At 57.9% G+C, this 26,745-nt stretch carries 25 protein-coding genes, 1 tRNA gene and 1 pseudogene; 18 read left to right on the top strand and 9 right to left on the bottom strand.

Annotated features, from left to right (window positions below; genetic code table 11):
* Nucleotides 1–80: 80 nt before the first annotated feature.
* Nucleotides 81–1,715: a YfjI family protein gene (locus OP496_RS10180; protein WP_280563516.1), complete on the bottom strand. Its 1,635-nt coding sequence runs from the start codon at nucleotides 1,713–1,715 to the stop codon at nucleotides 81–83.
* A gap of 429 nt (nucleotides 1,716–2,144) precedes the next feature.
* Here OP496_RS10180 and OP496_RS10175 point away from each other — a divergent pair, with 429 nt between their 5' ends.
* The 6 genes and pseudogenes from OP496_RS10175 to OP496_RS10150 all read left to right on the top strand — a co-directional run.
* Nucleotides 2,145–2,354, top strand: coding sequence for an AlpA family transcriptional regulator (locus OP496_RS10175; protein ID WP_348521325.1), 210 nt, complete (start codon nucleotides 2,145–2,147; stop codon nucleotides 2,352–2,354).
* 342 nt (nucleotides 2,355–2,696) lie between these two features.
* Nucleotides 2,697–3,779 carry an inovirus-type Gp2 protein gene (locus OP496_RS10170; protein ID WP_280563515.1) on the top strand — a complete coding sequence of 361 codons (1,083 nt, stop codon included), beginning with the start codon at nucleotides 2,697–2,699 and terminating at the stop codon, nucleotides 3,777–3,779.
* Between the two features lie 257 nt (nucleotides 3,780–4,036).
* A complete protein-coding gene (locus OP496_RS10165; RefSeq protein ID WP_280563514.1) occupies nucleotides 4,037–4,246 on the top strand; it encodes a hypothetical protein in 210 nt (69 codons plus the stop codon).
* Nucleotides 4,243–4,599 (top strand): IS66 family insertion sequence element accessory protein TnpB, encoded by a 357-nt coding sequence (gene tnpB, locus OP496_RS10160; protein ID WP_280563513.1) that lies wholly within the window; start codon nucleotides 4,243–4,245, stop codon nucleotides 4,597–4,599. The genes OP496_RS10165 and tnpB overlap by 4 nt, the downstream gene beginning before the upstream one ends.
* A 44-nt stretch (nucleotides 4,600–4,643) precedes the next feature.
* On the top strand, nucleotides 4,644–6,254 hold the full coding sequence (locus OP496_RS10155) for an IS66 family transposase (protein WP_280563512.1): 1,611 nt from the start codon (nucleotides 4,644–4,646) through the stop codon (nucleotides 6,252–6,254).
* A gap of 26 nt (nucleotides 6,255–6,280) precedes the next feature.
* Nucleotides 6,281–7,168 (top strand): annotated as a pseudogene (locus OP496_RS10150) (IS3 family transposase); the annotation flags it as partial.
* Nucleotides 7,169–7,182: 14 nt separating this feature from the next.
* On the opposite strand, the gene OP496_RS10145 reads toward OP496_RS10150, so the two are convergent.
* The 4 genes from OP496_RS10145 to OP496_RS10130 all read right to left on the bottom strand — a co-directional run bounded on the left by OP496_RS10145 (nucleotide 7,183) and on the right by OP496_RS10130 (nucleotide 8,853).
* A complete protein-coding gene (locus OP496_RS10145) occupies nucleotides 7,183–7,953 on the bottom strand; it encodes a site-specific integrase (RefSeq protein WP_280563511.1) in 771 nt (256 codons plus the stop codon).
* A 156-nt stretch (nucleotides 7,954–8,109) separates the two neighbouring features.
* A tRNA-Arg gene (locus OP496_RS10140) sits at nucleotides 8,110–8,186 on the bottom strand.
* A gap of 33 nt (nucleotides 8,187–8,219) precedes the next feature.
* Complete coding sequence (locus tag OP496_RS10135) at nucleotides 8,220–8,543, bottom strand: EAL domain-containing protein (RefSeq protein ID WP_280563510.1); 324 nt, start codon at nucleotides 8,541–8,543, stop codon at nucleotides 8,220–8,222.
* A complete protein-coding gene (locus OP496_RS10130) occupies nucleotides 8,521–8,853 on the bottom strand; it encodes a hypothetical protein (RefSeq protein ID WP_280563509.1) in 333 nt (110 codons plus the stop codon). Before OP496_RS10130 ends, OP496_RS10135 begins: the two co-directional genes overlap by 23 nt.
* Before the next feature lie 258 nt (nucleotides 8,854–9,111).
* Between OP496_RS10130 and OP496_RS10125 the strand changes: the two genes are divergently transcribed.
* The gene (locus tag OP496_RS10125) at nucleotides 9,112–9,888 is read left to right on the top strand and encodes a methyltransferase domain-containing protein (protein WP_280563508.1); all 777 of its coding nucleotides are present in this window, start codon (nucleotides 9,112–9,114) and stop codon (nucleotides 9,886–9,888) included.
* Nucleotides 9,885–10,880, top strand: coding sequence for a class I SAM-dependent methyltransferase (locus tag OP496_RS10120; RefSeq protein WP_280563507.1), 996 nt, complete (start codon nucleotides 9,885–9,887; stop codon nucleotides 10,878–10,880). The genes OP496_RS10125 and OP496_RS10120 overlap by 4 nt, the downstream gene beginning before the upstream one ends.
* Before the next feature lie 19 nt (nucleotides 10,881–10,899).
* Here OP496_RS10120 and greB read toward each other — a convergent pair whose 3' ends face one another.
* On the bottom strand, nucleotides 10,900–11,439 hold the full coding sequence (gene greB / locus OP496_RS10115) for a transcription elongation factor GreB (protein WP_280563506.1): 540 nt from the start codon (nucleotides 11,437–11,439) through the stop codon (nucleotides 10,900–10,902).
* 338 nt (nucleotides 11,440–11,777) lie between these two features.
* Between greB and OP496_RS10110 the strand changes: the two genes are divergently transcribed.
* The 7 genes from OP496_RS10110 to OP496_RS10080 all read left to right on the top strand — a co-directional run bounded on the left by OP496_RS10110 (nucleotide 11,778) and on the right by OP496_RS10080 (nucleotide 19,685).
* Nucleotides 11,778–12,407 (top strand): NUDIX domain-containing protein, encoded by a 630-nt coding sequence (locus OP496_RS10110; RefSeq protein ID WP_280563505.1) that lies wholly within the window; start codon nucleotides 11,778–11,780, stop codon nucleotides 12,405–12,407.
* Between the two features lie 3 nt (nucleotides 12,408–12,410).
* Complete coding sequence (locus tag OP496_RS10105; protein ID WP_280563504.1) at nucleotides 12,411–12,857, top strand: DUF1249 domain-containing protein; 447 nt, start codon at nucleotides 12,411–12,413, stop codon at nucleotides 12,855–12,857.
* The gene (locus OP496_RS10100) at nucleotides 12,857–13,585 is read left to right on the top strand and encodes a metallophosphoesterase (protein WP_280563538.1); all 729 of its coding nucleotides are present in this window, start codon (nucleotides 12,857–12,859) and stop codon (nucleotides 13,583–13,585) included. Before OP496_RS10105 ends, OP496_RS10100 begins: the two co-directional genes overlap by 1 nt.
* A gap of 396 nt (nucleotides 13,586–13,981) precedes the next feature.
* Nucleotides 13,982–14,899 (top strand): sulfate adenylyltransferase subunit CysD, encoded by a 918-nt coding sequence (gene cysD / locus OP496_RS10095; protein ID WP_280563503.1) that lies wholly within the window; start codon nucleotides 13,982–13,984, stop codon nucleotides 14,897–14,899.
* Nucleotides 14,899–16,341 (top strand): sulfate adenylyltransferase subunit CysN, encoded by a 1,443-nt coding sequence (cysN, locus tag OP496_RS10090; RefSeq protein ID WP_280563502.1) that lies wholly within the window; start codon nucleotides 14,899–14,901, stop codon nucleotides 16,339–16,341. The genes cysD and cysN overlap by 1 nt, the downstream gene beginning before the upstream one ends.
* A 181-nt stretch (nucleotides 16,342–16,522) precedes the next feature.
* Complete coding sequence (gene epsC / locus OP496_RS10085; RefSeq protein ID WP_280563501.1) at nucleotides 16,523–17,434, top strand: serine O-acetyltransferase EpsC; 912 nt, start codon at nucleotides 16,523–16,525, stop codon at nucleotides 17,432–17,434.
* Nucleotides 17,435–17,588: 154 nt separating this feature from the next.
* Nucleotides 17,589–19,685, top strand: a complete 2,097-nt coding sequence (locus OP496_RS10080; RefSeq protein WP_280563500.1) for an LTA synthase family protein — start codon at nucleotides 17,589–17,591, stop codon at nucleotides 19,683–19,685.
* A gap of 2 nt (nucleotides 19,686–19,687) precedes the next feature.
* Here the strand turns inward: OP496_RS10080 and OP496_RS10075 are convergent, their stop codons facing one another.
* The 3 genes from OP496_RS10075 to cmoA form a co-directional block, all read right to left on the bottom strand.
* Nucleotides 19,688–20,476 (bottom strand): ATP-binding cassette domain-containing protein, encoded by a 789-nt coding sequence (locus OP496_RS10075; protein WP_280563499.1) that lies wholly within the window; start codon nucleotides 20,474–20,476, stop codon nucleotides 19,688–19,690.
* A 63-nt stretch (nucleotides 20,477–20,539) separates the two neighbouring features.
* Nucleotides 20,540–21,544: a tRNA 5-methoxyuridine(34)/uridine 5-oxyacetic acid(34) synthase CmoB gene (cmoB, locus tag OP496_RS10070; protein ID WP_280563498.1), complete on the bottom strand. Its 1,005-nt coding sequence runs from the start codon at nucleotides 21,542–21,544 to the stop codon at nucleotides 20,540–20,542.
* Nucleotides 21,537–22,280 (bottom strand): carboxy-S-adenosyl-L-methionine synthase CmoA, encoded by a 744-nt coding sequence (cmoA, locus tag OP496_RS10065; protein ID WP_280563497.1) that lies wholly within the window; start codon nucleotides 22,278–22,280, stop codon nucleotides 21,537–21,539. The genes cmoB and cmoA overlap by 8 nt, the downstream gene beginning before the upstream one ends.
* 117 nt (nucleotides 22,281–22,397) lie before the next feature.
* Here cmoA and pgi point away from each other — a divergent pair, with 117 nt between their 5' ends.
* The 3 genes from pgi to parE are packed head-to-tail and all read left to right on the top strand — an operon-like array spanning nucleotide 22,398 to nucleotide 26,674.
* Nucleotides 22,398–24,077, top strand: coding sequence for a glucose-6-phosphate isomerase (pgi, locus tag OP496_RS10060; protein ID WP_280563496.1), 1,680 nt, complete (start codon nucleotides 22,398–22,400; stop codon nucleotides 24,075–24,077).
* Nucleotides 24,078–24,105: 28 nt separating this feature from the next.
* A complete protein-coding gene (locus OP496_RS10055; protein WP_280563495.1) occupies nucleotides 24,106–24,783 on the top strand; it encodes a YqiA/YcfP family alpha/beta fold hydrolase in 678 nt (225 codons plus the stop codon).
* Nucleotides 24,784–24,793: 10 nt separating this feature from the next.
* Nucleotides 24,794–26,674: a DNA topoisomerase IV subunit B gene (parE, locus tag OP496_RS10050; RefSeq protein WP_280563494.1), complete on the top strand. Its 1,881-nt coding sequence runs from the start codon at nucleotides 24,794–24,796 to the stop codon at nucleotides 26,672–26,674.
* Nucleotides 26,675–26,745: the final 71 nt, after the last annotated feature.

Raw genomic sequence — 26,745 nt, 5'->3', positions numbered from 1 at the left:
ATTTATTTATTTCAGGCGGCTGTTTTTAACTATGCGACACGCCTAATTTTAATTATTTTTCCGTCATGTTTTATTATTTATTAATGATTTTTTGCATACTTTTCAGGGACGGTAAGTGTAGGAATGTATCTTCCGCTACCTACCGGTGATTTTAGTTCATGTTGCTCCCATAGAGGGAGCTCGCTGATTGTATATTCCTCACCATTCCTGATCTCAGGCTCGAACGTTGTCCAGACTTTCATTTTGAACTCATACTCGCCTCCATGATGACTTGGACACCTAAGGTGTCCAAGCTGTTCCAGCATATCAAAAGCCATTTGCCTTGAATCGGTATCTCTTAACATTCCTGCTCCTCGTTGTTGAATCAACGATTTTTTGAACATAAATCCGTCGTAATTTAATGTCGCTAGTTTTTGTATGTCTTGCACCAATAAATTGGTTAGCTTAACCACTTCGGGTTCTGGAGATACGTTGTCAAGATATTGTTGAGAATATTTACGGCCAAGTCTGTAGGCGTACTCAATTGTTTCAGAGGTGACGTCTCCTTCATAACCTTCGAAGGTGTGAATAACTCCCGCAATTCTGCTTATGTTATCCATAAGCTTAGATGCATGCTCTTGTTCATGATAATAAATGCCTCCTTTTGACATTTGTTTTTCGATCAAATCAAACTTTTTCTTCCATGTGTTTTTTGCTTTTGAGCTGAGTTTTAACGTGTATCGCTTTTCTTGTTTTTCAAAGAGATCCACCGAACGAGATATAAGCTCATTAGCTCTCGCGTAAAATTTCGATTTTATTTCGTCAGGAACAGGGGGCATGTCACCTGTACGTTTCCCTGCCATTTCTTTTGGCTTTACGACGAGAAATCGTGATAGAAAGCCATTACCATGTGCTTCATAACCCTTTTTCTTTAAAAATTTCTCTATAGCAACCGGTTGTAACATCAATAAAACGGTTAACCTTGGTTGGTGTAGAGTGAAGCTGGGCGTGCTGGATCGGTCTACTGAAAATGAAGATCCAGTCCAGAGAGAGTTGAAAAGAGACTGGTCCCTAAATGTAGGTCCGTTTAGTAAATCTCCAGCGTCACTGGAAGCCAAGCATGCAATTGGTAATTTCTTGTACAGGCTTTGAGCTAATGCACCTGGTGTTGCATCTTCGTAATATACTTTTATGTCGCGTGGTGGGCATGGTTCTTGCGATTTTAATAAGAGCAGCTGATTTTCAATATTTTTAATCTCTAGGTCATCCGATTTTCCACGGAATGCCTTGTCCAAAGAATTTTCAAGTGCCCTTTCCTTTATCCTCCAATTTTTATATAAACGGGTATTGGCGCTTTCCTGAGATTCTGCGTCTCTCTCCTTCTGGATTTGAAAATCTAGTAATGGTTGGGAAAACCATGAGTCAACAGCACTTTTACGCTCTCCGCCTTTAGCGATGGTTAAAGTCATCAAAGAAGTAGGTACTTGTTTTCCATTAGGAAACTCTATGTCGACTAGGCCTTGGCAGGCAGTGGCCATTACACTTAGCGCCGATGTTCGAGCCATTTCATCAGCGACCTCAATTGATTTAGATACTTCAATTACAGTTGATTCGAATATAGAGCCTTCTTTATAGCGCGGCCAGGCGGAAGCATTGTTCACATCCAGGATTGATAGTCTGTCACTTGGAGGAAGGGGCGTTGTGTCAGTGCTGTCATCTACAAAGTCGCTCATCATCTAATCTCCCCGGTTGCTAACGATGCTAAATTTAGCAGGTTTAGCAGCGATGTGTAGTGAATTGTTTTTATCATAACAACAAGTATGAGGATTAAATTATTAGATGTTATAGGAAATCAATGAACTCGTTTGGACCTTGTGGGACTATATGTATCCATTATTTTTTTTAATAATACGGTGTGTTGGCCCTTTGGTTGCTTTGTGGGATGGATCCATTACCGTTATGGCGATGCCCTGACAGTGGTACGTAGAGTCTGATTCCTGCTGTTAGGTACCGGTATGGCATTTTTCTGATAAGGGCAGAAGACCGACTAACGTCAAAACAGCCGCAGTGTGTCTTGAGATCCACATGTAGCCTAACATCTGTTAACAGGTGCAAGCTTTGGATGCCTTTGCCATCCTTGCCTCGTCGAATTCACGAGGAGCCTGATGATGAGCAACCAAGTCCTTATCAAATTGAAAAGCGTAATGCAGAAGACTGGGCTTTCTAGGTCAAGCGTCTACAATAAGCTAGATCCTAAATCGCCGTACTATGATCCAGAATTTCCTCGCCAAGTTAAGCTAGGTCGTGTGTCGGTTGCTTGGGTGGAATCAGAGGTAGATACGTGGATTGATTCTATAATAGAAAATCGCAAGTGATGAAAAATAAGCTTGTTATTAATCGGTGCTGGGGTTGGCATTCTGAGTGCTATGCATGTCTGATATCTCGCTTTGAGAATCTAGGATAGTGTTTTATGATACTAACTTTTTATGCCTTTCTGTATTTTGTAGGTTGCTTATGTTGCTGTCTGCAAGGTTTTGACTTCCATGAGCTCTATTTAATTATGGAGTATATGTTATTAGAATATTAGAATTAGAAGGTTAGAAGTGTTAGGGGTACTTAGGGGTACTTAGGGGTACTTAGGGATGGTAAGTTATGAAGATATGGTTTGATAGAGTCTTCATCCTAAAAGAGTTGCAGCCTGGCTGCAAGAGGTGCCTATGAGAGTTTCTAAAGAAGAAGAGAGAGTGTCTCAAGAATGGCCAGAATGCGAGCTTCTCATTGACGATGTTTCTGATGAAAGTAGGAGTGTCTTTAATGAAGAAGTTGTTGCTTACTTCAAGGAGGTGAAAGCGGTAGTGGCACGTTTGCTTGAGGTAGATGAGGTGCCATTTGAGGTTCATAGAGGAAAGGGTGGCACATTGTACGTTAGGTCATCCAGTTTGTCTGGAAAAAAGTTGATTGAAATTATAATTAAAAAGAATAGTTACGGATTCAAGGAGGAGATGTTTTTCAATAGCCACCCCTATGTTGAGGCATTCAATACTGCTTGGAGGGAGTTGAGGTTAGAGGCCTTTGGAGATTACGATCCTGATGATCAAAAGGATAAGCTTGACTCTGCTGTGGCCAAGATCCGTGGAGTAATGCAAGGTGAGCAGATGAAGCGGTATTTACACAAGATGGGTAATGCAAAAAGAGGGCGCAAGAGAGGTGCTAAGAGACTTATTCATTCTCTGATGGATAAATATGCTCGGTTAGAGGTTGTTCGGCTGGATCTAAGCTACCGTAAGGGGAAATATGTAGATATTGTTGATTTTATAGGTGCACTATCAGATGTTAAAAAAGATTGGGGTATGTTTCGCCAAGATATGAATGATGGGGTTATCGCTCCCGGTGTTGTAGGGTATCTGGCTAAGTTAGAGTATGGTTTATTAAGTGGATTTCATTTTCATGTTGTGGTACTCTTCGATGGGTCAAGGCATCGTGAGGATATTATCCTGGCTAAGATGCTAGGTGAATACTGGAAAAATCAAGTAGTGTTGAATAGTGAAGGTAGGTATTATAATTGCAATCGACATAAACATGAATATCGATATTTGGGTATCGGTACGCTGAACTATTATGACAATACGAAAAAAGAGTATTTGGTGAATATGGTAATTGGGTACATGACCAAGACGGACTATGTGATGGCTTCAGAAGCTCCCGGCGAGAGGAGCTGGTTTCGCTCGGCTCATAAAGTTCCCGAGGTGGTTGAACGTAGAGGCAGGCCAAGGAAGTTTAATACTACTCGGAAAGATTGATTGTCTCATAATCTGGCTTTATTTTATTGCTGATTCTTCTGGCAGTATTTTCAGGGATGATCCCTTCACTGTCGAGGTCGGCTAGAATGCTGCTAGCATTATGTGGGTTGCTTTTTTTATGGGAAATGTAGTCGTCATGATATTCTTTGCATTTCTCGTTTAGATATATTAACTTTGGTAAGCGGTCCACAAAACCCATCTTCTTGAGCTGAGCCGGATTCTGCAAACTGGTGCCCTCTGATGAAGAGGAGAACACCATGAACGAGCTGACGACCACGCAGGCCTACTGGCTGGGCCATCTGTTTCATGCTTCGTCCCGGCAATTGGCCTTGAGCGCCTATGCCGAGGAGCAAGGCCTCGATCTGGCCGCACTGCTGGCTTGGGAGCAGCGCCTGGCGGTGCAGAATATACCCGTGCCGCCACGTCATCGGCCGATGCGTTTCGTCGCTGTTGAGGTGGCTTCATGATCCGGCCGGATACCGGACTGCGCGTCTACCTCTGCCGCGAGCCGGTCGATATGCGTAAGCAAATCGATGGTCTGGCACTGCTGGTTCAGGAGGCCATGGAACTCAACCCGTTCGAAGCGGCGGTGTTCGTGTTCGGCAACCGCCAACGCGACAAGGTGAAGTTGCTGTTCTGGGAGCGCAACGGCTTCGTGGTCTGGTACAAGCGCCTGGAACGCGAACGCTTCAAGTGGCCCGACCGGGTAGCAGGCGATACGGTCACGCTCTCAGGCCAGGAGTTGAACTGGCTGCTCGATGGTTATGATCTGAATGTCATGCAGCCTCATCAGGTGCTGGATTTTCAGTCGGTGGGGTAGCCTTTTGACTCCCCTTATGCCGCCGAATTCGGTAAAATAGTGGTATGACTTCTTCGGCCTCCCCCGCTTCTGCCACCGTCTCTCAGCTGCAGAAACAAGTGCGTTCTCAGCAGGAAGAGATTGCGCGTCTTCATCAAGTGATGGAGAAGAAAGAGGCCCAGTGGGAAGCCACCAAGCAATCGCTATTCGAGCAATTTCGGCTGGCCATCGAGCGTCAATTCGGCCCCTCCACCGAGAAGTATCGCATCGAGCAAGGGGATCTTCTCATCAACGAAGCCGAAGCGGCGGTCGATGAGGAAGATGCCTCGACCGATGAGGCGTTCTCGGCCGATGCATCCTCCGCTGAAGACGCCGAGACGGCCTCTCGTCAACCGGCCCAGCGCCGCACCCGCGGCGGTCGCATTGCCTTACCGCCGGAACTTCCGCGCGTCGAGGTCGTCCACGAGCTTCCCGAGGAGGCCCGCCATTGCGCCGAAGACGACACCGCGCTCAAGGTCATCGGCGCGGAGGTCAGCGAGGAGCTCCACGTCGTGCCAGCGCGCATCGAAGTGATTCGTCATGTGCGACACAAATATGCCTGCCCAAGCTGCGAAGACGGCGTACAGATCGCCCCGGCGCCGGCCAAGTTACTGCCCAAAAGCAATGCCAGCGCCACGCTGCTGGCGTACGTAGCCACCGCCAAATATCAGGATGCGCTACCGCTCTACCGGCAGAACCAGATCTTCGCTCGCCATGGCGTCGAGATCCCGCGCAACACCCTGGCGCGCTGGATGGTCCAGGCCGGTGAACGACTCACACCGCTGATCGAAGCGCTACGCCAGCACCTGCTTCAAGCGCCGTTGATTCACATGGATGAAACGACGCTACAGGTCAATCAAGAAGCCGACCGAGCAGCGAATTCAACGTCCTACATGTGGCTACAGCGCGGGGGGCCGCCAGGTCAACAGATCGTGCTGTTCGACTATGATGCCAGCCGCGCCGGGCGGGTACCCGTGCGCCTGCTGGGGGACTATGCCGGTCGTTTGATCACCGATGGCTACGAAGGCTATGCCGAGGTGGTGCGCCGTAACGGCATCCCTCATGCCGGCTGCTGGGCGCACGCGCGACGTAAATTCGTCGAAGCGCAAAAGGCCCAGCCCAAGGGCAAGACCGGCAAGGCTGACTGGGCGATCAACCAGATCCGCAAGCTCTACGCCGTGGAGAAGCAAGCCCAAGGCATGACGCCCGAGGCTCGGCAAGCGCTGCGGGACCATAAGAGCCGCCCCTTGATTCAGCAGTTGCGGACGTGGCTCGACAAGTCAGTCAACCAGGTACTCCCCAAGAGCGCCCTGGGCAAAGCGCTGCACTACCTGGACGGTCAGTGGGGCCGTCTGACGCGTTTCCTCGACGACGGTCTGATCCCGCTGGACAACAACCCGGCCGAAAACGCCATCCGGCCCTTCGTGGTGGGGCGCAAGAACTGGCTCTTCAGCCACACGCCGCGCGGCGCCCACGCCAGTGCAGCCATCTACAGTCTGATCGAAACGGCCAAGGTCAACGGCCTCTCACCCTACGAGTACCTGCAGTTCGTGTTCGACACCCTGCCGACGCTCGCTGAAGATGACGACCTCGATGCGCTGATGCCCTGGCATTGGAAAGAGACGCTGCCGCTCTGAGTTAGTGGGGTTCGTGGATCGCTTACCTTCGCCAAGAACCAAAAGTGAAGCGCTACAACTTTATACATGAGCACAGTGGCCGGTTTTCCGTAACCCGGATGGCGTCTGTGCTCGGGGTGTCGCGAAGTGGGTATTACACATGGCAGAAGACGCGCTTGCAGTCCAGCCAATTGGAGCAGGCTCGGAAAAGGCTTGATCGCCGCGTGAAAGAAGCGTTTTGCCAGGGTAAGCAGCGCGACGGGGCTCGTCGTATCCAAGCCACGCTGGCCGCTGACGGATATCGGTATGATGTCAAAACGGTTGGGGCCAGCATGCGACGCCAGGCGCTGGTGCTCAAGGCCGCCCGCAAGTTTGTCGCCACCACAGACAGCGATCATCACTTGCCTGTGGCGCCCAACTTGCTGGAGCAGGACTTTGAAGCGACCGCCCCAAACCAGAAGTGGGCTGGCGACATCACGCACCTGATGAGCTCCGAAGGCTGGCTGTATCTGGCCGTCATCATTGACCTGTATTCGCGCTCTGTCATCGGCTGGTCCATGAACACCAGAATGACGGCAGATCTGGTCTGTGACGCGCTGGAGATGGCACTGTGGCGACGCAATTTCCCCGCCGGAGTGATCTGCCACAGCGACCGGGGAAGCCAATACTGTTCCCATGCCTATCAGGATCGGTTGCGAACCCACCAGCTGCGTCAAAGTATGAGCCGTAAAGGCAATTGCTGGGATAATGCCTACGTGGAAAGCTTCTTCCATTCAATGAAAATCGAAGCGATTCACTACGAGCCAATAATGAACCGGGATCAGCTTCGCCAACAGGTGTTCGAATATATTGAAGTTGATTACAACCGCCGTCGACGTCACAGTGCTTTGGGCTATGTGAGTCCCATGGACTACGAGCTCAAAACCAGTGCTTAACCGAGTGTCCGTTTTCAGCGGGGCAGATCACCACGACGGTAGGCCGCTTCTACCTTGTTCTCGATAGTATGGACAAGCGCCCTTTCCGCGACGTCACGCGGATAGCTGGTAACCTCGCCCGTCCAGTCACGAAAGCTAGAGCGAAAGCCATGAGGGACGTAGTTGCCTGGCTTTCCTTCTGGACCATAGCCCATTCCTCGCATCAATTGCAGCATGGCCATGTTCGAGAGAGGGCGGGCATAGCGAGTCCCGGGAAAGACGTACGGATTGCCTTTGACCTGTGGAAGCAGTAACACCAGCTTCATCGCTTGCTTGGATAACGGTACGCGGTGCTGACGACGCATTTTCATGCGGTCAGCTGGAATAGTCCAGGTCTCGTTCTCGAGGTCGAACTCTGACCACTCCGCGCGCAGTACTTCCGAAGTGCGTGTCGCCGTGAGGATTAGGAACTGCAGTGCCTTAGAGGAAATGCTGGTATATCCCTGGAGGGTAGCCATAAAGACTGCCACCTCATCATAAGGCATAGCTGGGTGGTGACTGACGTTTTTAACGCGCGATGGTTTGGCCAGCAGCATATCGAGGTGACCGCGCCAGCGGGCAGGATTTACTGGATCTCGGTAACTGTGCGCAGCAGCATAGTCGAGGACGTTCTCGATACGCCCCTGTACCCGCTTGGCCGTCTCGGTTTTGCTGGTCCAGATCGGCGATAGGATCTTCAGGACGTCCTGAGTGGTGACCTGGTCCACCGGCATGGAGCCGAGCACCGGTCGAGCGTAGGTCTTCAAGGTGCTGAACCTGCTGGTCACTTGCGGTGCACCAGAGAGGTAACGCTCATCGTGAAGTAGGTCTACTCAGCAATCTTGTTGGGGTCGCTGTTGGGGTCGGAAGCGATTTTGAAGGGGTCTTGAAGCTCGGGGTGGGTGATAAATTGTTGATTTTAATGGTGCCCCCATCAGGATTCGAACCTGAGGCCTTCCCCTTAGGAGGGGGACGCTCTATCCAGCTGAGCTATAGGGGCTAAGCGGGGCGGGTAGTATAAGCGTCCCGGGGCTCAGGATAAACCCATGTCGCAGCCCATATGGCGCAGTACATCGAGCTGATCGGGCGTTTCGACGCCCTCGGCGAGCACGATGCGTTGCATGGCATGTGCCATGTCGATGATACCGCTGACGAAACGACGCTGTTGCGGACGCTTGACGAGATGGCGAATGGCTTCCGGGTCGATCTTGACGATATCGATGGGAAGCTGGCTTGCGTATGTCAGCGATGAGACGCCGGAGCCGAAGTCGTCGAAGGCGATCTGGGCGCCGAGTCGTCGTGCGTGCTGGAGTTGGTTGTAGGCCAGGTCGATGTCATGGAATTGGGCTGTTTCCATGACCTCCACATTGAGGAACGGCGAGGGCATGGCGCTTGCGTGCCTGCACCATGTCCTCTGCGAGCTGACCGGATTCCACCTGATCGCGCGTGACGTTGATGCTTACGGTGACCGCCATGTGGCAGGCTTGAAAGCGTTGAGCGGTGCGCGCGGCCTGGTGGACGAGCCAGGTGCTATAGGCACGCTCCAGCGAGGAATGATTGACGAATATCAAGGGATAGCCGGGCTGCTCACCATCGGCAATCGTGAGTGCGATGCCTGATACTTCCAGCAACTCGGTCAGCGACGGAGGCAAGGTATGTGGGGCCAAGGTCTCGTGTCCTCTACGACGTCCACGCGAAGGCGTGGAAATGGCGCTATTTCACCGGCCACCGGCCGAAGCGCGATCAAGTGGCGTCATGCATATCGGGCCGACGCTATGCTTTATGCGTGAATGCCCCACGTGGTCTGGGCTGGAGGCATACGGACAGTAGCGCTAGACTACTCCTTTTTTACATTCCAGTGCCAGGCTTTGGACGGAAAAGTGTCTTCATTCGCCGACATTTTAAGCGGACTGGATGCGTAGGGGATGTCATTGGTCAACAGCGACCGGATTTTCGACGGCTTGGCCGACAAGTTTGAACGTAGCCTCTACGGGACGCCGCGAGGTGCAATTCGTCTAGCGGTGCTGGGGCATGTGTTACCGAGCGAATTGCCCACCGATGGCCGGCCCGCATTGGATGTGGGCGCCGGCCTGGGCCAAATGAGCATATGGCTGGCGCAGTGTGGCCATACGGTCACCATGGTCGAACCCTCGCGGGACATGCGCGAACGTGCCATCGCGGGCATGGGCGATCTGGCTGTCACGTCCGTCGATGCCACCTGGCAGACGCTGCCCGAACGTGCGCCGGGGCCGTGGGGGCTGATCGTGTGCCACGCGGTTCTGGAATGGTTGGCGGCGCCACAGGCCGCTTTCGCACAACTCGCCACACTGCTGGCGCCGGGGGGCTATCTGTCGCTGATGGTCTTCAACCGCGATGCATTGCGGTTCTCCAACGTGATCAAGGGCAACCTGGACAAGGCGCTCGATGATCGGCTGGAAGGGCTCGGGAAACGCCAGCGTCTGACGCCGATCTCGCCGCTCACTGATGCCCAGATACGCGCATGGAGTATGGCGGAAGGCTTGTCGATCGAGGCGGTGACGGGCGTGCGTATCTTTCACGACTACCTTCTGGAACGCCACCCTGCGCCGGAGCAGCTCGAGAAGGTAATCGAACTCGAACGTCGTTACTGCCAGCAGGAGCCGCACTGGCGTCTGGGACGTTATCTGCATTACACCCTGTACAAACCGGAGATCGTGTCATGAGTGCGGAGACGCCTCCTTGCCAGTTGCTTGCCCGTCAGTCTCACGACTATCGCGATTGGCTGTGGGTCGCGCCGCCTCGCGATGCCTGGTTGGAAACGACCGGTGGTAGCGTGTGGAGTGCGGATGCGGCGGTTTGTCAGGCTTGGCGAGTTCGAGGATACCGGGTTTACGATGGTCTCGCGCCGGTGCTGGAAGCGCCGGTCACGGGTGCCGTATTGTTCTGGCCCAAGACGCATGCGTTAGGCGAGTGGTGGTTGCTGGCGCTGTGCGCGGTGTTGCCCGAAGGCACGTCGCTGCAGGTTGTCGGCGAACATCAAGGTGGCGTCAAGCGTGTGCTCAAATCGCTGGCCGCGCTGGGGCTTGGTTGCCGCAAGGTGGATAGCGCGCGGCGTTGCACATTGTATGCTACGCGCACCGCACCGCTGTCGTTGTCGCCGGAGGCAGCCTGGACCACGTTCGAAGCTGCGGGACTCAGCGTGACGAGCCATCCCGGTGTGTTTGGCCACGGCAAACTCGACGACGGCACGCGCTTGTTGCTCGAGACACTGCCCGGTGCCCTCGGCGACACGGCGGGGCGTCACCTGCTCGATATGGGGTCTGGTGACGGCATTCTCGCTGCCTGGCTCAGCGTACGCGGCGCAAGCGTCTCGGCGGTGGATCTCAACGCCTTCGCGGTGGCCGCGACGCGTCGCACGCTAGAGGCCAATCGCGTGGCGGGGGAGGCCTGGCAGAGCGATGTCTACAGCGAAGTGACGGGAAAATTCGACGCCATCGTCAGTAACCCGCCTTTTCATCAGGAGCGTGCCATCGATTATGGCCCGGCGGCACGTTTGATACGCGAGGCGCCTGACAAGTTGGTACGAGGTGGCAGCCTGATCCTGGTGGCCAACACCTTCCTGCCATATCCCCGCTTGCTGGAAGAAGCCTTCGGTGACTTCACGGTCCTCGCCGATGATCGGCGGTTCAGGGTATACCGTGCCATCAAGCGCTAGGTGACTTTCAGAAAATGACCTAGCTCTCAGGATCGGCGTAGGCGATATCCGTGATCACGTAGGTGGTGTCGCCGGCGGGGGCGTTGACGGTGACGTCTTCGTCTAGCCCTTTGCCGAGCAAGGCCCGGGCGAGTGGAGCGTCGATACTGACCCAATGCTTGTCGGTGTCGGTTTCGTCGTGGCCAACGATGCGGATCGCCAGTTCCTCGCCGTGTTCATCCTCGAGCGTGACATAGGCACCGAAGTATACCCGCGAGGTATCGGCGGGCAGGCGGTCGACGACCTGCACCTCATCCAGGCGTTTGCCGAGATAGCGGATACGCGCGATGACGCGATTGAGCTCTTTCTTATTATAGGTGTAGTCGGCATTTTCGCTGCGGTCCCCCTGGGCGGCGGCTTCGCCGACCTTGGTGGAAAGCGCGGGGCGTTTGACGCGGGACAGATGCTCATGGATGCCCTTGAGCCGGGCATAGCCCTGTGCCGTGATCAGCGGGCTCTTCTTTTCCTGGCGCGGGTCCTTGGCGGGATCGCGCCAGCGGGTCATGTTGCGGCCTTTCATGCCTACCTCCAGAGCGTGGAATGCTTACCCTACGCAAGCCTTGCCGGTACGCCAACCCCGCTGCCCGGCGCGAGGTTCGTCGACACCACAACTCGAACTACGACGAATCGACTTAGCGATTAATTCAAACGTTCGTTACATGCCCGCAAGGGGCGCGGTTCTGATGAGGCGTTGTGAGAGAAAGCGCGGTGGCTATTGGACGAATTGTCATAGAAGAGCGCCGGCGCGGTTGGCATCACCATGCCGCGTCGGGATAATGAGGCGCATTGTGCCCGTGTTCGGGACGATGCGCCTTGCACCGTGTCGCCTCGTTCATGGCTTTACTGTCAGGAGGCGTCATGGCTGAACAGTCTCATCCCTACACGCCGCGTTACGCGCATGAGTCGGTCGAGGAGCGCTTCGATGAAACGCTGCAGTCGGGATTCTTCAGTCTCGAGCGGCGTCATTATCGGCATCGCCGTTTTGACGGCCAGTGGAGCGAGCGGGTCATCCGCGAAGTCCATGTGCGCCACGACGCGGTCGGCGTGCTGCTTTACGATCCGCAGCGTGATTGCGTGGTGCACGTCGAACAGATACGTGCCGGTGCGCTGGACGATCCGCTAAGTCCCTGGAAGCTGGAGCCCGTGGCAGGGTTGGTCGACGCGGGCGAAACCGGCGCCGAGGTTGCCCGCCGTGAATCCATGGAAGAAGCGGGCTGTAAGATCGACGAGTTGATCGAGTTGTATACGTACTATCCGAGCCCCGGCGCCTGCACCGAGCGGGTTACCTTGTTCTGCGGGCTGGTGGATAGCGATGGTGTAGGGGGCGTGCACGGTCTCGAGAGCGAAAACGAAGACATTCAGGTCCACGTACTGAGCTTTGCCCAGACCTGGGCACTTCTCGAGCAAGGTATCATCGATAATGCGATGTCCCTGATCGCGTTGAATTGGCTGGTACGCGAGCGCGCCTCGCTACGGGCAAGGAGGTAGAGGATGGCGAAAGCGGCATATGTTAACGACCTCAAGTTCCTGCAAGGCGAATGCACGGCCAACTACCTGCGATTGAGCCGACTGCTCGGTGATATGGGCGCTGGAGAAACACGCGAGATCGCCCTGGCCGGTGAGTATCGCAGCTTCGGCTCGTTGTGGCTGGAAGTGCTCGAATGTGCGCCTTACACCACCATTTGCCGTGTCTCTCAGAGTGGTGTGCTGGATGGCATCATCGAGTCGCCCCGCATGCGCGTGCACCTGTATCACGATGCACGCATGGCGGAAGTCACCGACTTTCAGCGCCAACGACATTTTCATGGCCGGTATCGCTACCCCAATGCGCGCATGCATCAGCCCGACGAAAAACTCCAGCTCAATCGTTTCTTGGGTGAGTGGTTGGAACATGGGCTGGCCCACGGGCTGACCGTGGACATGCCGGAGCTGCCGTGATGCGCCTGATTCAGATCAGCGATTGTCATATTTGCGCAAATCCCGAGGCACGCTCGCGTATTGGCTACCCGTTGCGCCAGTTGCGTGCTGTCGTCGCTCAGGCACGCCGATTGCGTCCTGACATCGTGCTGGTCAGCGGCGACATCGGGCATGATGAATCCCCGGCCGCATATCGCCATGCCTTCGAGGTTTTCGCTGAATTCGAATGTCCATGGTTCTGGATGACCGGTAATCATGACCACCCCGAATTCATGGAAGAGCTGCATCCTTTCCATGATGAACTCGACCTCGGCGAGTGGCGGTTATTGCTGCTGGATTCCCGCGTACCCGGGCAGGCGAGCGGAGAGCTGGGCCAAGCCGCCTTGCAGGACCTTGCCGTGCGTCTAGAGGAAGATGACCGTCCCATGTTGCTGGCCATGCACCACCCGCCGCTGGAAATCGGCTCGGCGTGGATGGATGCGCTGGGCCTGGCGGACCGCGAGGCGCTATGGCAGACGCTGGCCGCCTACGCTCAGGTTCGAGCGGTGCTGTGTGGGCATATTCACCAGGCCTTTGCGGCACGACATGGCGACATTGCCGTCTACGGCTGTCCCGCCACTGCCGATCAGTTTCTTCCTCGGCAAGACGATTTCACGCTCGACGAAGCGTCCCGCCCCGGCTTTCGGATCGTCGACCTGGATGGGCAGAGGCTGTCGACCTGGGTTGAGCGCGTCGATCCCTCTGGCTGAGTTCGATGGCGTCGCGTTCGAGTCTTTTTTATTCTTATTTGTGCTTAAAAGATAGTCCTTAATTCTTTGACGTTATCATATGTCTCTAGATACCGTGACCGCTATGATGCGTAGAGTAGCGGGCCAAAAGGAAATCTAAAGCCGGAAGAGCGCCGCTTCGCGGCTGGAAGCTAGAAGAGGGAAGACCCCGGCTTCGCCGGGAGATGGAAAAGCGCCGCTTCGCGGCTGGAAGTTAGAAGAGGGAAGAATACAGAAGACGGGGGCGTGGCCGTTGGTTTCCCTTCCTTCTTATGTCTTACGCCTTCCTTCTTCCGTCTTCCCTCTTACGTCTTACTTCTTCGATCTCTGGCTTTCAAATGGCCTCAACGCCCGTTCCTAACAACCAAGGTTTTTCAGATGTCTGAAATCTCACCCGAACGCCAGACCCACTTGAAGCAGCTCGAGGCGGAGTCGATCCGTATCATCCGCGAGGTGGCCGCTGAATTCGCCAATCCGGTGATGCTGTACTCCATCGGCAAGGATTCGTCGGTGATGCTGCATCTGGCGCGCAAGGCGTTTTATCCCGGCACGCCGCCGTTCCCGTTGATGCATGTCAACACCACCTGGAAGTTCCGCGAGATGATCGAGTTTCGCGACCGCATGGCGGACGAAGTGGGCATGGAGTTGATCGAGCACATCAATCCGGAAGGCGTCGAGGCGGGCATCAACCCGTTCGATCACGGCAGTGCCAAGCATACCGACATCATGAAGACCCAGGCGCTCAAGCAGGCCCTGGACAAGCACGGCTTCGATGCGGCCTTCGGCGGCGCGCGCCGCGACGAAGAAGCCTCGCGTGCCAAGGAGCGCGTCTACTCCTTCCGCGACAAGCACCACCGCTGGGACCCCAAGAACCAGCGCCCGGAGCTTTGGAACATCTACAACGGCAAGATCAACAAGGGCGAGTCGATCCGCGTCTTCCCGCTCTCCAACTGGACCGAGCTGGATATCTGGCAGTACATCTACCTCGAATCGATCCCCATCGTCCCGTTGTATTACGCCGCCCCGCGCCCGGTGGTCGAGCGTGACGGCATCGACATCATGGTCGACGACGACCGCATGCCGCTGGAAGAAGGCGAAGTCCCCGAAGAGAAATGGGTGCGTTTCCGTACGCTGGGCTGCTACCCGCTCACCGGCGCCGTGGAATCGCACGCCACCACGCTGCCCGAAATCATCCAGGAAATGCTGCTGACCAAGACCAGCGAACGCTCCGGCCGCGCCATCGACAAAGACCAGGCGGGGTCCATGGAGCGTAAAAAACGCGAAGGGTACTTTTAATGTCACACCAGTCATCGCTGATCGCCGACGATATCGAGTCCTACCTGCACGAGCATGAAAACAAGGATCTCTTGCGCTTCATCACCTGCGGGAGCGTCGATGACGGCAAGTCGACCCTGATCGGGCGTTTGCTGCACGATTCCCAGATGATCTACGAGGATCAGCTCGCGGCGATCACCCAGGCCTCCAAGACCAGTGGCACCACCGGCGATCAAGTCGACCTGGCGCTGCTGGTGGATGGCTTGCAGTCCGAGCGTGAGCAGGGCATCACCATCGATGTCGCCTATCGGTATTTCTCCACCGATAAGCGCAAGTTCATCATCGCCGACACGCCGGGCCACGAGCAGTACACCCGTAACATGGCCACTGGCGCTTCCACGGCCAGCCTCGCGGTGATCCTCATCGACGCGCGTCACGGCGTGCAGACCCAGACCCGGCGGCACAGCTTCATCGCCGACCTGCTGGGCATCCAGCACCTGGTAATCGCGGTCAACAAGATGGACCTGGTCGACTACTCCCAGGCGCGCTTCGACGAGATCGTCGCCGAATACCGTGAGTTTGCCGCCAAGCTCAACGCGCCGGACATCCACTTCGTGCCGCTCTCCGCGCTGGAAGGCGACAACGTCGTCAATCGCAGCGAGAACATGCCCTGGTACCGCGTCGATGGGCAACCGGGGACGCCGTTGCTCGAACTGCTCGAGACCGTCGAGATCACCCACGATCAGAATCTGACGGATCTGCGCCTGCCGGTGCAGTACGTCAATCGCCCGCACCTCGACTTCCGCGGCTACTGCGGCACGCTCGAGGCCGGCATCCTGCGGCCCGGCCAGGCCGTCAAGGTGCTGCCTTCGGGCAAGCACGCCACGGTCGAACGCATCGTCACCTTCGACGGTGATCTCGAGATGGCCTATCCGGGGCAGGCGATCACCGTCACCCTGAGTGATGAGATCGACATCTCGCGGGGCGACTGGCTGGTCGCCGCCGACGCCGAGGTGCCGTTGGCCGACGCCTTCGAGGCCGATATCGTGTGGATGCACGACACCGCTCTCGAGACCGGCCGGCTTTATGACCTCAAGCTCGCGACGCAGGATCTCGCCGGCAAGGTAAGCCAGATCGACTACCAGATCGACGTCAATACGCTCGAGCATCACCGCGCCGAGACCCTGGGACTCAACGCCATCGGTCGCTGCCGCATCGAAGTGGCCGGCACGCTGCCGGTGGACGATTACCGCGTGAGCCCTGGCACCGGCAGCTTCATCGTCATCGATCGGCTGACCAACGTCACCGTGGGCGCGGGGATGGTACGCGGCGCGGCCGAAGGTGTCGGCACGGGCACCGGCGAGGTGGATTGGCAGGCCTTCGAGGTCGAACTCAATGCCTTGGTTAGAAAATATTTCCCGCATTGGGAGGCGAAAGACGTCCGCTCACTATTGGGGCGCTGAGAGACTGGTCTCGGCGTATTGCATGCCCTTTCTCGCCTACGAGGAAGGGCATTTTTCATGGTCCCCTCAAGGAGTTGCGTGTGTGGTGGGCATGGTCTACTCGTATGCGACATTGAGGTCGCACTCGACCATGAGGCGGCTTATCATGAGACACTCGCATTCATTGAGGACACGGTGAGGTATGCATAACGTCGATTGGCAGCTTGAGGAAATCGTGACGCAGTTGAGAGCTACTCGCGAAACCTGGCGCGAGCGTCATGGGCGCTCGCGCGAGCGTGGCTGTCGTGAACTGCCGTCGCGGAGTGCCATTCGTGTCATTACCGATGACTTGATCGGGGCGTTGTTTCCGATGCGTCTCGGCCCTAGTGATCTGCGTCGCGAGAGCGAGGACTTCTACGTCGGCCACACGCTGGATGCTACCCTCAATGCGTTATGCCACGAAGTGTGCCTGGAGCTGAAATACATCGCCCGGCAATTGGGGCACGATGCCAGTGACACCCAGGCGCGTGCGGTGGAAATCGTGCAGGAGTTTGCGGCCGACTTGCCCGAGCTTCGCCGCCGCCTCGATGCCGATGTGATGGCGGCCTACCATGGCGATCCGGCGGCGCGTAGCGTCGATGAGGTGTTGCTGTGCTATCCGGGGGTGCATGCGGTCATCCATCACCGTATCGCCAGCTACTTCTACCAGGCGGATCTTTCGTTGCTGGCGCGGATGATCGCGGAAATCGCGCATTCGGATACGGGCATCGACATCCACCCGGGGGCCACTATCGGCGAGGGTTTCTTCATCGACCATGGCACTGGCGTGGTCATCGGCGAAACCGCGGTCATTGGTAATAACGTGCGCCTCTATCAGGCCGTGACACTGGGGGCCAAGCGCTTTCCGTCGGATGAGCGCGGCCATCTGGAAAAAGGCCTGCCACGCCACCCCATCGTCGAGAACGATGTGGTCGTCTATGCCGGGGCGACCATTTTGGGACGTATCACTATCGGCAAGGGCTCGATCATCGGGGGCAATGTGTGGCTCACGCGTAGCGTGGAGCCGGGCAGCAACGTGACTCAGGCCAATCTGCAAAGTGGACCCTGTCCGTGATGTGGTGAGCGCCAGTAGCAGATATCGCGACGCGCGGCTTTGGCCGCGCGTTGTTGTTTCTGAAGGCTTCTATTTATCCCATTAGCAAGCTAACGCATCGTCAGAATCGCTCAAGGCCGGTATAGTGTCCGCGCTTATCAGGCCGAGATGACATATGCATAACGATTCTGTGACCGTTTCGCGTTGGCAGTACTGGCGTGAAATGAACCGCCAATTGTGGCGATTGGGACTCATCGGGGTAGCGACCCTGACCTTGATGCGTGTACTGCTGTGGCAATTGAACGCGCCACCTTCCCTGGAGGTGCCGGGCTTCGAGGTGTTGCAAGCCTTCTGGATGGGGCTACGTTTCGACGCCAAGATCATGGCGGTGCTCCTGGGGCCATGGTTGGTGGTGGCGACGGCACTGCTACCCTTGCCGCGCGTCTTCCTGGCAGGCTGGCGTCGCCTGTGGCTAATCTGGGCCATCGCGATCATGGCCTTGGTCAATCTCTTGGCGTTGATCAATCATTTCTTTTTCACCTTTTATCAGGGACCGATCAATTCGCTGATCTTCGGATTATTCGAAGACGATACTCAGGCGGTGCTGCAGACGATCTGGAGTGACTATCCCTTTCTCCCTTTGCTGATCGTCTTGATTGGCATGACAGGGACGCAGATCGCCATGATGCGGCGTGGCCATCGGCGTGCACGACGCCGGCTGGGATGGCGGTGGGCCACCCTTTTGGTCGCTGTGTCCTGGGTGGCGCTGATTGGGCTGGGGCGTGGCACCCTGGGCACCTTTCCCTTGCGCGAGATGCATATGGCAGTTTCGTCGAGTGCCTTCGTCAACGACCTGGTACCCAGTGGACCGCAGGCACTTTATCTGGCCTGGAAAGAGCGTCAGGTCAATCAGGTTGGCGATGACCCGCAGTCGGGCCTGGCGCGTTATGGGTTCAGCTCTCCCATGGCGGCGGCCGAAGTGCTTGGCTGGTCGCAGGCCGATACGCCACAGGCAGTGCTCGACCACATGGTAGAGACGACCCCCGAGCGACCCGCTGTAAAAGATAAACCGCCGCATGTCGTGTTGAGCTTGATGGAAAGCTGGGGGCGTCACCCGCTGGATTTCGACGACCCCGAGGACAATGATCTTCTGGGTCACTTACGTCCCTGGCTGCAAGAAAAGGCGGATTATTTTCCGCATGCGCTATCAGCTGAAAACGGTACGCATCCCTCTCTGGAGGGGCTGCTGCTCGATACGCCGATCAGTCCGTTGACGCAAAGCCGTTATGGCTATCGTCAGTATTCCACATCGGCTGTGTTGCCTTATGAGCGTGCGGGATACCATACCGTGTTACTGAAGTCAGGCTCTGCGCAGTGGCGCAATATCGACGATGCATTCAAGCGGCAAGGCTTCGACGAGGTGCTGGGTGAGAGCGCGATTCGCGAGCGTTTCCCTGAGGCCAAGGGTGGTACCTGGGGGCCCTATGATGAGTGGATGTTCCGCTACGGTGAGGAGCTGCTGAAAGAGGCCGAGGCCAACGACGAGAAGCTGCTGTTGGTAATGTTATCGGTCACCAATCACCCGCCATACAAGATTCCGGATGACTACGATCCTGCGCCACTGGATGTCTCGCGACTGGGCGATGATCTGGCCATCTCGCCCGAGTTCGGCACCTCGATTCTCGAGACCTATCAATACGCCAATGACAACCTGGGGCGTTTTCTCGACCGTCTTGAGGCCGATGGGTTGATGGACCACACGCTGTTCGCGGCGACCGGCGATCACAACACACGCTCCCTCATGCAGTATCCCGACGCGCATGATTTGTTCGATCAATTCGGTGTGCCGATCCTGATGTGGATGCCACCGGCCTATCGGAATGGTGGCGAGGCGCAGGTCGATGACTGGACCAGCCACCGGGATATCTTCCCGACGTTATGGGCGCATTCGCTTTCCGGCGCGCAGGTGCCGTGGATGGGGCGAGATCTGTATACGCCGCAAGCATCGCCCATGGCGCTGACATTCAATCACCAGGATGGCGGACAGGGCGTCATGGTCAGCGAGGCAGGGGCGGCTACTAGTCTCACCGATCCTACCTACTATCGTTGGTCGAACGATGAGCGTGAATTGAAGGACAACACGCTGGCGGCCACTGCATCGCCGTCACGCGCCTTGGAAGACCAGGCACAGCGTGCCCAGGCGCGCATGGCACTGGAAGACTGGCGCATTCGACGCGAGGCCTTGCAGGTCGACACGCCTGAGACCGATTGACGTCAAGGCGTGGCGTCCGGCGCCTTCGTGAGAGGTGTCTCCGCCTTCGGCGGGGTCACCTGCACCCTGAGCACATGACGCACCGCCGGCGTGAGGTTCGTGCAGCGTGCACCGGCGTCCATCCACCACACGCGATTACAGCATGCGAGACTCGCGTCGCACTGGCTGACGACTGGCACGATACACAAGCGGTAGCGCCGTGAGGCGGCGCCTAGATCGGCTAGTAGGCGCTGCTCTTCCGTGGGCGCCAGGGGATCGAGGTCAAGAAGCAGGATGCCGTTGTCACGCCGCTGCCGGAATGGGCAATGAGGCGCCGCCGCGACTTGGCACAGCGAGCGCGCGATCATCGCGCGTTGAGCATTCGCGGGATCGAGTTCTCCCAGACGTTGGTCACCCATGGCCTGTAGGTCGAGCGCATTGAGCGCCGTCTCAACCGCAAGCGGAAGGCAGGGCGGTGAAGTGGCACCGTGTTGCGTGACGCGTGAGCAACTCTCCAGTAGACCCAGCCCGACCAGGTCGCGCACGCGCCAATCGGCCAGGCTTTGCGGGGGTGCGACGACGTGCGCGATGCGCTGGGCACAATAGGTGCCGGGCCAGCAGTGCAGGGGTTGTCCGTCGAGGCAGATGCTACCGCGCGTGGGCCGGTAGAGACCGGCGAGCAAGCCGATCAGGGTACTCTTGCCGGCGCCATGCGGTCCGCAAATGCCGAGTAGCTCGCCCGGCATCAGACGATCGTTGAAGGGCATCAGCCGCGGCATTCCTTCCAGGGCTGCATTGAAGAGCGACAGCATGGTAAGCCTCCTCCGATTTCGATAATGATAAGCATTATCGTTCTCATGTCGAAGAAGAGCAAGTCACTCAGGTTTGCGCGCCACTAGTACGGCACGGCGTGGTGCCGGATAGCCTTCGAGGGTCAACGTCGGATCCTCGGGATCGAGAAAGTCGGCCAGCGATTGGAACGTCATCCACGCGGTGCTGCGCTGTTCTGCCAACGATGTCGGAGCCTCGTCGACGACGCGTACATCTTCGAAACCGCAGCGCTCGAGCCAATGCGATAGCGCCTTTGATGAGGGCAAGAAGTAGACGTTGGGCATGGCAGCGTAGCGCTCACCAGGCATGAAGACGGTGGTGACATCGCCTTTCACGACTAGGGTCTCGAGGACCAGCTCGCCGCCGGGGCGCAGGGTGTCGCGCAGTTGCGCCAGATGTTCGAGCGGCGAGGCGCGGTGGTAAAGAACGCCCATCGAAAAGGTGGTGTCGAACGCTTCGAGTTGCGGGGGGACCTCCTCGATACCGACCGGCAGGAAATGCGTGCGCCATGCGTCGGCATCGCCCACGAAATGGCGTATTGCTTGAAACTGGTAATAGAAGCGTGGCGACGGGTCGATAACCAGCACGAACGCCGCGCCCGCGCCGGCCATGCGCCAGGCGTGGTAGCCGTTGCCGCCGCCGACATCCAGTATGCGGCGTCCCTCGAGCGGCGCCAGATGCGGAGCGACGCGCTGCCATTTCCAATCCGAACGCCATTCGGTGTCGATCTCGATCCCGCCAAGCATGTAGGGTCCCTTGCGCCAGGGCATCAACTTGCGCAACAGGTTTTCGCATTGGCGTCGGCGGCTATCGTCGAGCGCGACATCGACCCGCACGTTGTCCTGGTCGAGCGCGACATGGCGTGACTCGGGCAATGCAGGGAGCTTGGCGACGGCCTTTTCCCAGGCAGGCAGGTCGCCGAATCGACGACGGTCCAGGCCGTTGGCAAGTTGCTTCGGCAAGCGCGCGACCCATTCGGTCAGGCCATGGTCGAGGAAGGCATCGAACAGCGCACGTTGGGTGCGGTCGATCGGGAAGCGATCAGGCATCCTTGAAGGCCACCATCGAGGCGAAATTGAGATACTGAAACCAGGTGCTGACGCGCGTAAATCCAGCGCTACGCAGACGATCGTGATGCGCCTCGAGGGTGTCTGGCACCAGCACGTTTTCCAGCGCGGTGCGTTTCTGGCTGATTTCCATGTCGCTGTAGCCATTGGCGCGCTTGAAATCGTGGTAGCGTTCCACTAGCCAGGCGTTTTCCTGCTCGTCGGGTAGCACGATCTTCTCCGAGAGCACCAGCACACCGCCGGGCTCCAGGGCGGCGTACAGGTCTTCGATGACCGCGCGGCGGTCCTCGGGCGGCAAGAATTGTAACGTGAAGTTGAGCACGATCATGCCGGCGGGTCGATAATCGATGTGCCGGATATCGCCTTCGATGATGTCGATGCGATGATCGGGGCATTCCTCACCGAGCGTGTCGCGCGCCCGGGCGACCATCGTCGGCGACAGGTCGACACCGGTCAGCGTGAAGGCTTCCGGCGGTAAGCGCCCGGCGAGCGCTAGGCTCACCGCGCCCAGCGAGCAGCCCAGATCGTAGACATGCGCGCCGAAGCGCAGGTGGCGTTCGGCGATCAAGCCCAGCATGCCCAATATCTGGCCATAGCCGGGTACCGAGCGACGAATCATGTCGGGAAAGCAGGCGACGACCTGTTCGTCGAAGGAAAAGTTGGCCACCCGGTCGAGGGGTGTCGAAAAGATCGCGTCACGGTAAGATGCGTCACTCATGAGGCACTCATCGAGTCGAGGCGTGGCCAGGCCACAGGGAATGGCGCATTGTACGCGCCGCGCCGTGGCTGTGCATCCGCAGGGCCATTAGCGAGCTTGTCAAGGAGAGTACGAGTCATGACCCAGTCAACCATGATCCATCATTCGCCGGCCTGGCAAAGGCTTGCCGCGCATGCCACTGAGATGCGTGATGTGCATCTCAAGAGTTTGTTCGCCGAGCATCCCGGTCGTCATGCGCGCTTCACGCGGCGCGGCGCGGGGCTGACGCTGGATCTTTCCAAGCATCGCTGGCGCGACGAGACGTTATCGATGCTGCTCGAGCTAGCCCGCGAGGCGAATCTCGAGCGCGCCATCGCGCGTTTGCAAAACGGCGAGCGGGTCAACCGCTCCGAGGATCGCCCGGCCCTGCATACCGCCTTGCGCTTGCCGCCGGAGGCTAGCCTGGTGGTCGAGGGCGAGGATGTCGTCCCCGATGTCCACGAGACGTTGGCCCACATGCAGGCCATGGTCGAAAAATGTCACGCCGGGCAGTGGCGCGGCGCCACGGGGCGGCCGATCACCGACGTGGTGAACCTGGGCGTCGGCGGCTCCGACCTGGGCCCTTTGATGGTGACCCACGCCCTGGCCGATTACCGGCCACGCGACGTGCATCAGGTCGACATTCATTTCGCCTCGACCATGGACGGCTCGCAACTCGCCGACTATCTAACCCGCTTCAACCCTGCCACTACGCTGTTCGTGCTGTCGTCGAAGTCGTTCACCACCATCGATACGCTATCCAACGCCTCGACCGCACGCGACTGGTTGATGACGCGCTTGGCCGATGGCGGTCAAGATACCGAGATGAGCGAGTTGGTGATGCGTCAGCATTTCATCGGTGTTTCGGCCAAGCCCGAAAGAATGAGCGAGTGGGGCATCGATCCGCGCCACCAGTTGCGATTCTGGGAGTGGGTCGGCGGACGTTATTCGCTATGGGGTGCCATTGGCTTGCCTATTGCGATGGCGGTAGGCATGGACAACTTCCGCGAGCTGCTGGCGGGCGCTCACGACATGGATTGCCATTTCCGCGAGACACCGCTCGAGGACAACCTGCCGGTACTGCTGGCGTTGGCGGGCATCTGGAACGTCAACTTCCTGGATGTGCGCGCGCACTCGATTCTGCCTTATGATGGCCGCCTCGAATACTTCGCCAGTTATCTTGAGCAGCTCGAGATGGAGTCCAACGGCAAGTCGGTCACCAATAGTGGCGAGATCACGCCGTATTCAACCTGTCCGGTACTGTGGGGGCAGCTTGGTCCCAACGCGCAACATGCCTTCTATCAATTGCTGCATCAGGGCACGCAGGCGGTGGAGTGCGACTTCATCGCTCCGGTGCGACGTTATGATCGGGTCGAGGATCCGGCCACTCGGGCGCACCTCAAGGCCCAGCACCGTCTGACGTTGGCCAACTGCGTCGCTCAGTCGCGGGTCTTGATGCTGGGGGACGAAGCTCTGCCCAGTGATGTGCCGCGTCCGAGCCATAAACGTTACCGTGGCAACCAGCCCTCGACCACGTTGCTGCTCGATCGCCTGACGCCGCGCACCCTGGGCGCGTTGATTGCACTCTACGAGCACAAGGTGTTCGTGCAGGCCACTCTCTGGGACATCAACCCCTTCGATCAGTGGGGCGTGGAACTGGGCAAGCAGATCGCCTCCGAAACCGAGCAGATACTGGCTTCGCGGCGCGGTGCCGAGACGCTGGACGACTCCAGCCGGGGCCTGCTCGATGTTGTATGGCAAGCACAGGACGGCACATGATACTGGCTGTTTGTACAGGTTTTAAGGTATGCTGACGTCTTCCGAGGCCAATATGACGCCTGTGGCTAATATGACGCCCGTGGCTAATATCCTGTATCTGCATGGTTTCAATAGCGGCGCGGCGTCGCCTAAGGCACGGCTGATCGCGGCGACCTGCGAGCACCTGGCGAGCGACGATGTGGCGCCACCTCGGTGTGTCACGCCGCAATTGCCGCATCGCCCCGATGAAGCCTTGGCATGCGCTGAACGCGAGTTGCATGCCCTGGGCGATGACACTTTGCTGATCGGCAGTTCGATGGGAGGCTTTCTAGCTACCTGCCTGGCCGAACGCTTCGGCGTGCGCGCGGTGTTGATCAACCCCGCAGTACGTCCGGCACGCTTGGTGACGCAGTGGATGGGCGCGCCGTTGGAAAATCCTTATACCCATGAGCGCTTTACCATCGATGCGCGCCATGGCGAGGCTCTCGAGGCCATGATGCCTGCTGCCGTCATCGACCCGAGCCGTTATCGAGTGCTGCTGGGCAGCGCTGATGAAACGCTGGATTGTCGCGATGCACTGGATTTCTATGCCGGTGCCTCGATGATCGTGCATCCCGGCGGCGATCATGGCTTCAGTGCCTTGTCCGATTATTTGCCGGCCATCTTCGCGCATGGTGGTTGGACGCTGCCCGCACGACCGTACGCGCGCTCTGACGAATTCACTTAATGGACAACGCATGACGCAATACAGTGCCAGTTCCATCGAGGTCCTGTCGGGACTCGACCCGGTGCGCAAGCGCCCCGGAATGTACACCGATACCAGTCGCCCCAACCATCTCGTGCAGGAGGTCATCGACAACAGCGTCGACGAGGCGCTGGCCGGTCATGCGCGGCATATTCGTGTGCAGCTGCATGACGACGGCGGCATCGAGGTCTCTGATGACGGGCGTGGCATGCCCATCGACGTACATCCCGAGCATGGGGTGTCCGGCGTCGAGCTCATCCTGACGCGGTTGCATGCGGGCGGGAAGTTCTCTCAATCGAGCTATCGTTTCTCGGGTGGCCTGCATGGTGTCGGGGTATCGGTGGTCAATGCGCTGTCGCGGCGTCTTGAAGTCGAGGTCTGCCGCGACGGGGATCGCCACGGCATCGCCTTCGCCCATGGCGACAAAGTAGAGGAACTCGCCGTCATCGGGGCGTGTGCCAAGAAGGCCACGGGCACGGTGCTGCGCTTCTGGCCGGACGACAGCTATTTCGATAGTCCCAAGCTGTCGCTACCGCGCCTTCAGCACCTGCTGCGCGCCAAGGCGGTGCTCTGCCCGGGGCTCAAGGTCACGCTGATCGAGGCGGATGGTACCGAGAGCGTCTGGCAGTATGCGGATGGGTTGCGCGACTACCTGGCCCAGGCCACCGACGATGCCGAAGCGCTGCCCAGCTCGCCGTTTCTCGGTCACTTCGAGGACGACGATCAGGGCGTCGATTGGGCGATCCAGTGGCTGCCGGAAGGCGGTGAGTTGCTGCAGGAATCCTACGTCAACCTGATTCCCACCCCGCTTGGTGGGACGCATGTCAACGGCTTGCGCTCGGGATTGCTCGAGGCGCTGCGTGAATTCTGCGAATACCGCAGCCTGCTGCCGCGCGGGGTCAAGTTGACCGGCGACGACCTGTGGGAGCGCGTCGCCTTCGTGCTCTCGGTGAAACTGCTCGACCCCCAGTTCGCCGGCCAGACCAAGGAGCGACTTTCCTCGCGCGTGGTGGCGGGCTTCGTCTCCGGCGTCGTCAAGGACGCCTTCTCGCTGTGGCTCAACCATCACGTCGACCAGGCCGAGGCCTTGGCCGAACTGGTGATCAATGCTGCCCAACGGCGCCAAAAGAGCGCCAAGAAGGTGGCCCGCAAGAAGGTGACCTCCGGCCCCGCTTTGCCGGGCAAGCTCGCCGACTGCGCAGGGCAGGACCCGGCGGCCTCCGAGCTGTTTCTGGTCGAGGGCGATAGCGCTGGCGGTAGCGCCAAGCAGGCCCGCGATCGTGAGACGCAGGCGATCCTCCCGCTGCGCGGCAAAATCCTCAACACCTGGGAAGTCGAAGCACACGAGATCTACGGCTCTCAAGAGGTCCACGACATTGCCGTCGCCATCGGCATGGATCCTGGCAGCGATAATCTTTCCAAGCTGCGTTACCACAAGATATGCATTCTCGCCGATGCCGACTCCGACGGCCTGCATATCGCCACCCTGCTGTGCGCGCTGTTCGTGCGCCACTTCCCGTCGCTGGTCGATGCCGGTCATGTGTTCGTGGCCATGCCGCCGCTATACCGCATCGACCTGGGCAAGGAAGTGCACTATGCCCTCGACGAAAGCGAGAAAACCGCTATCTTGAAGCGCCTGGAAGGCAAGCGCGGTACCCCGAACGTCCAGCGCTTCAAGGGGCTCGGTGAGATGAGCCCACTGCAATTGCGTGAAACCACCATGGCGGCCGACACCCGGCGCCTCGTGCAACTGACCCTCACCACGGACGACGGCACCCGCGAAATGATGGATATGCTATTGGCCAAGAAACGTGCCAGCGACCGCAAGAACTGGCTCGAGGACTACGGCAACCTCGCCGATATAGAAGTGTGAGACGGAAGACGGAAGAGATAAGGACGAAGAAATAAGAAAGAAGATGGAAGGTATAAGAGAGATGAGGCAGG

It is taken from the genome of Chromohalobacter sp. 48-RD10 (assembly GCF_029889785.1).
Taxonomy (GTDB): Bacteria; Pseudomonadota; Gammaproteobacteria; order Pseudomonadales; family Halomonadaceae; genus Chromohalobacter.
Note: the sequence above shows the minus strand (reverse complement) of the source record. Positions and strands in the feature narration are given on the sequence as shown.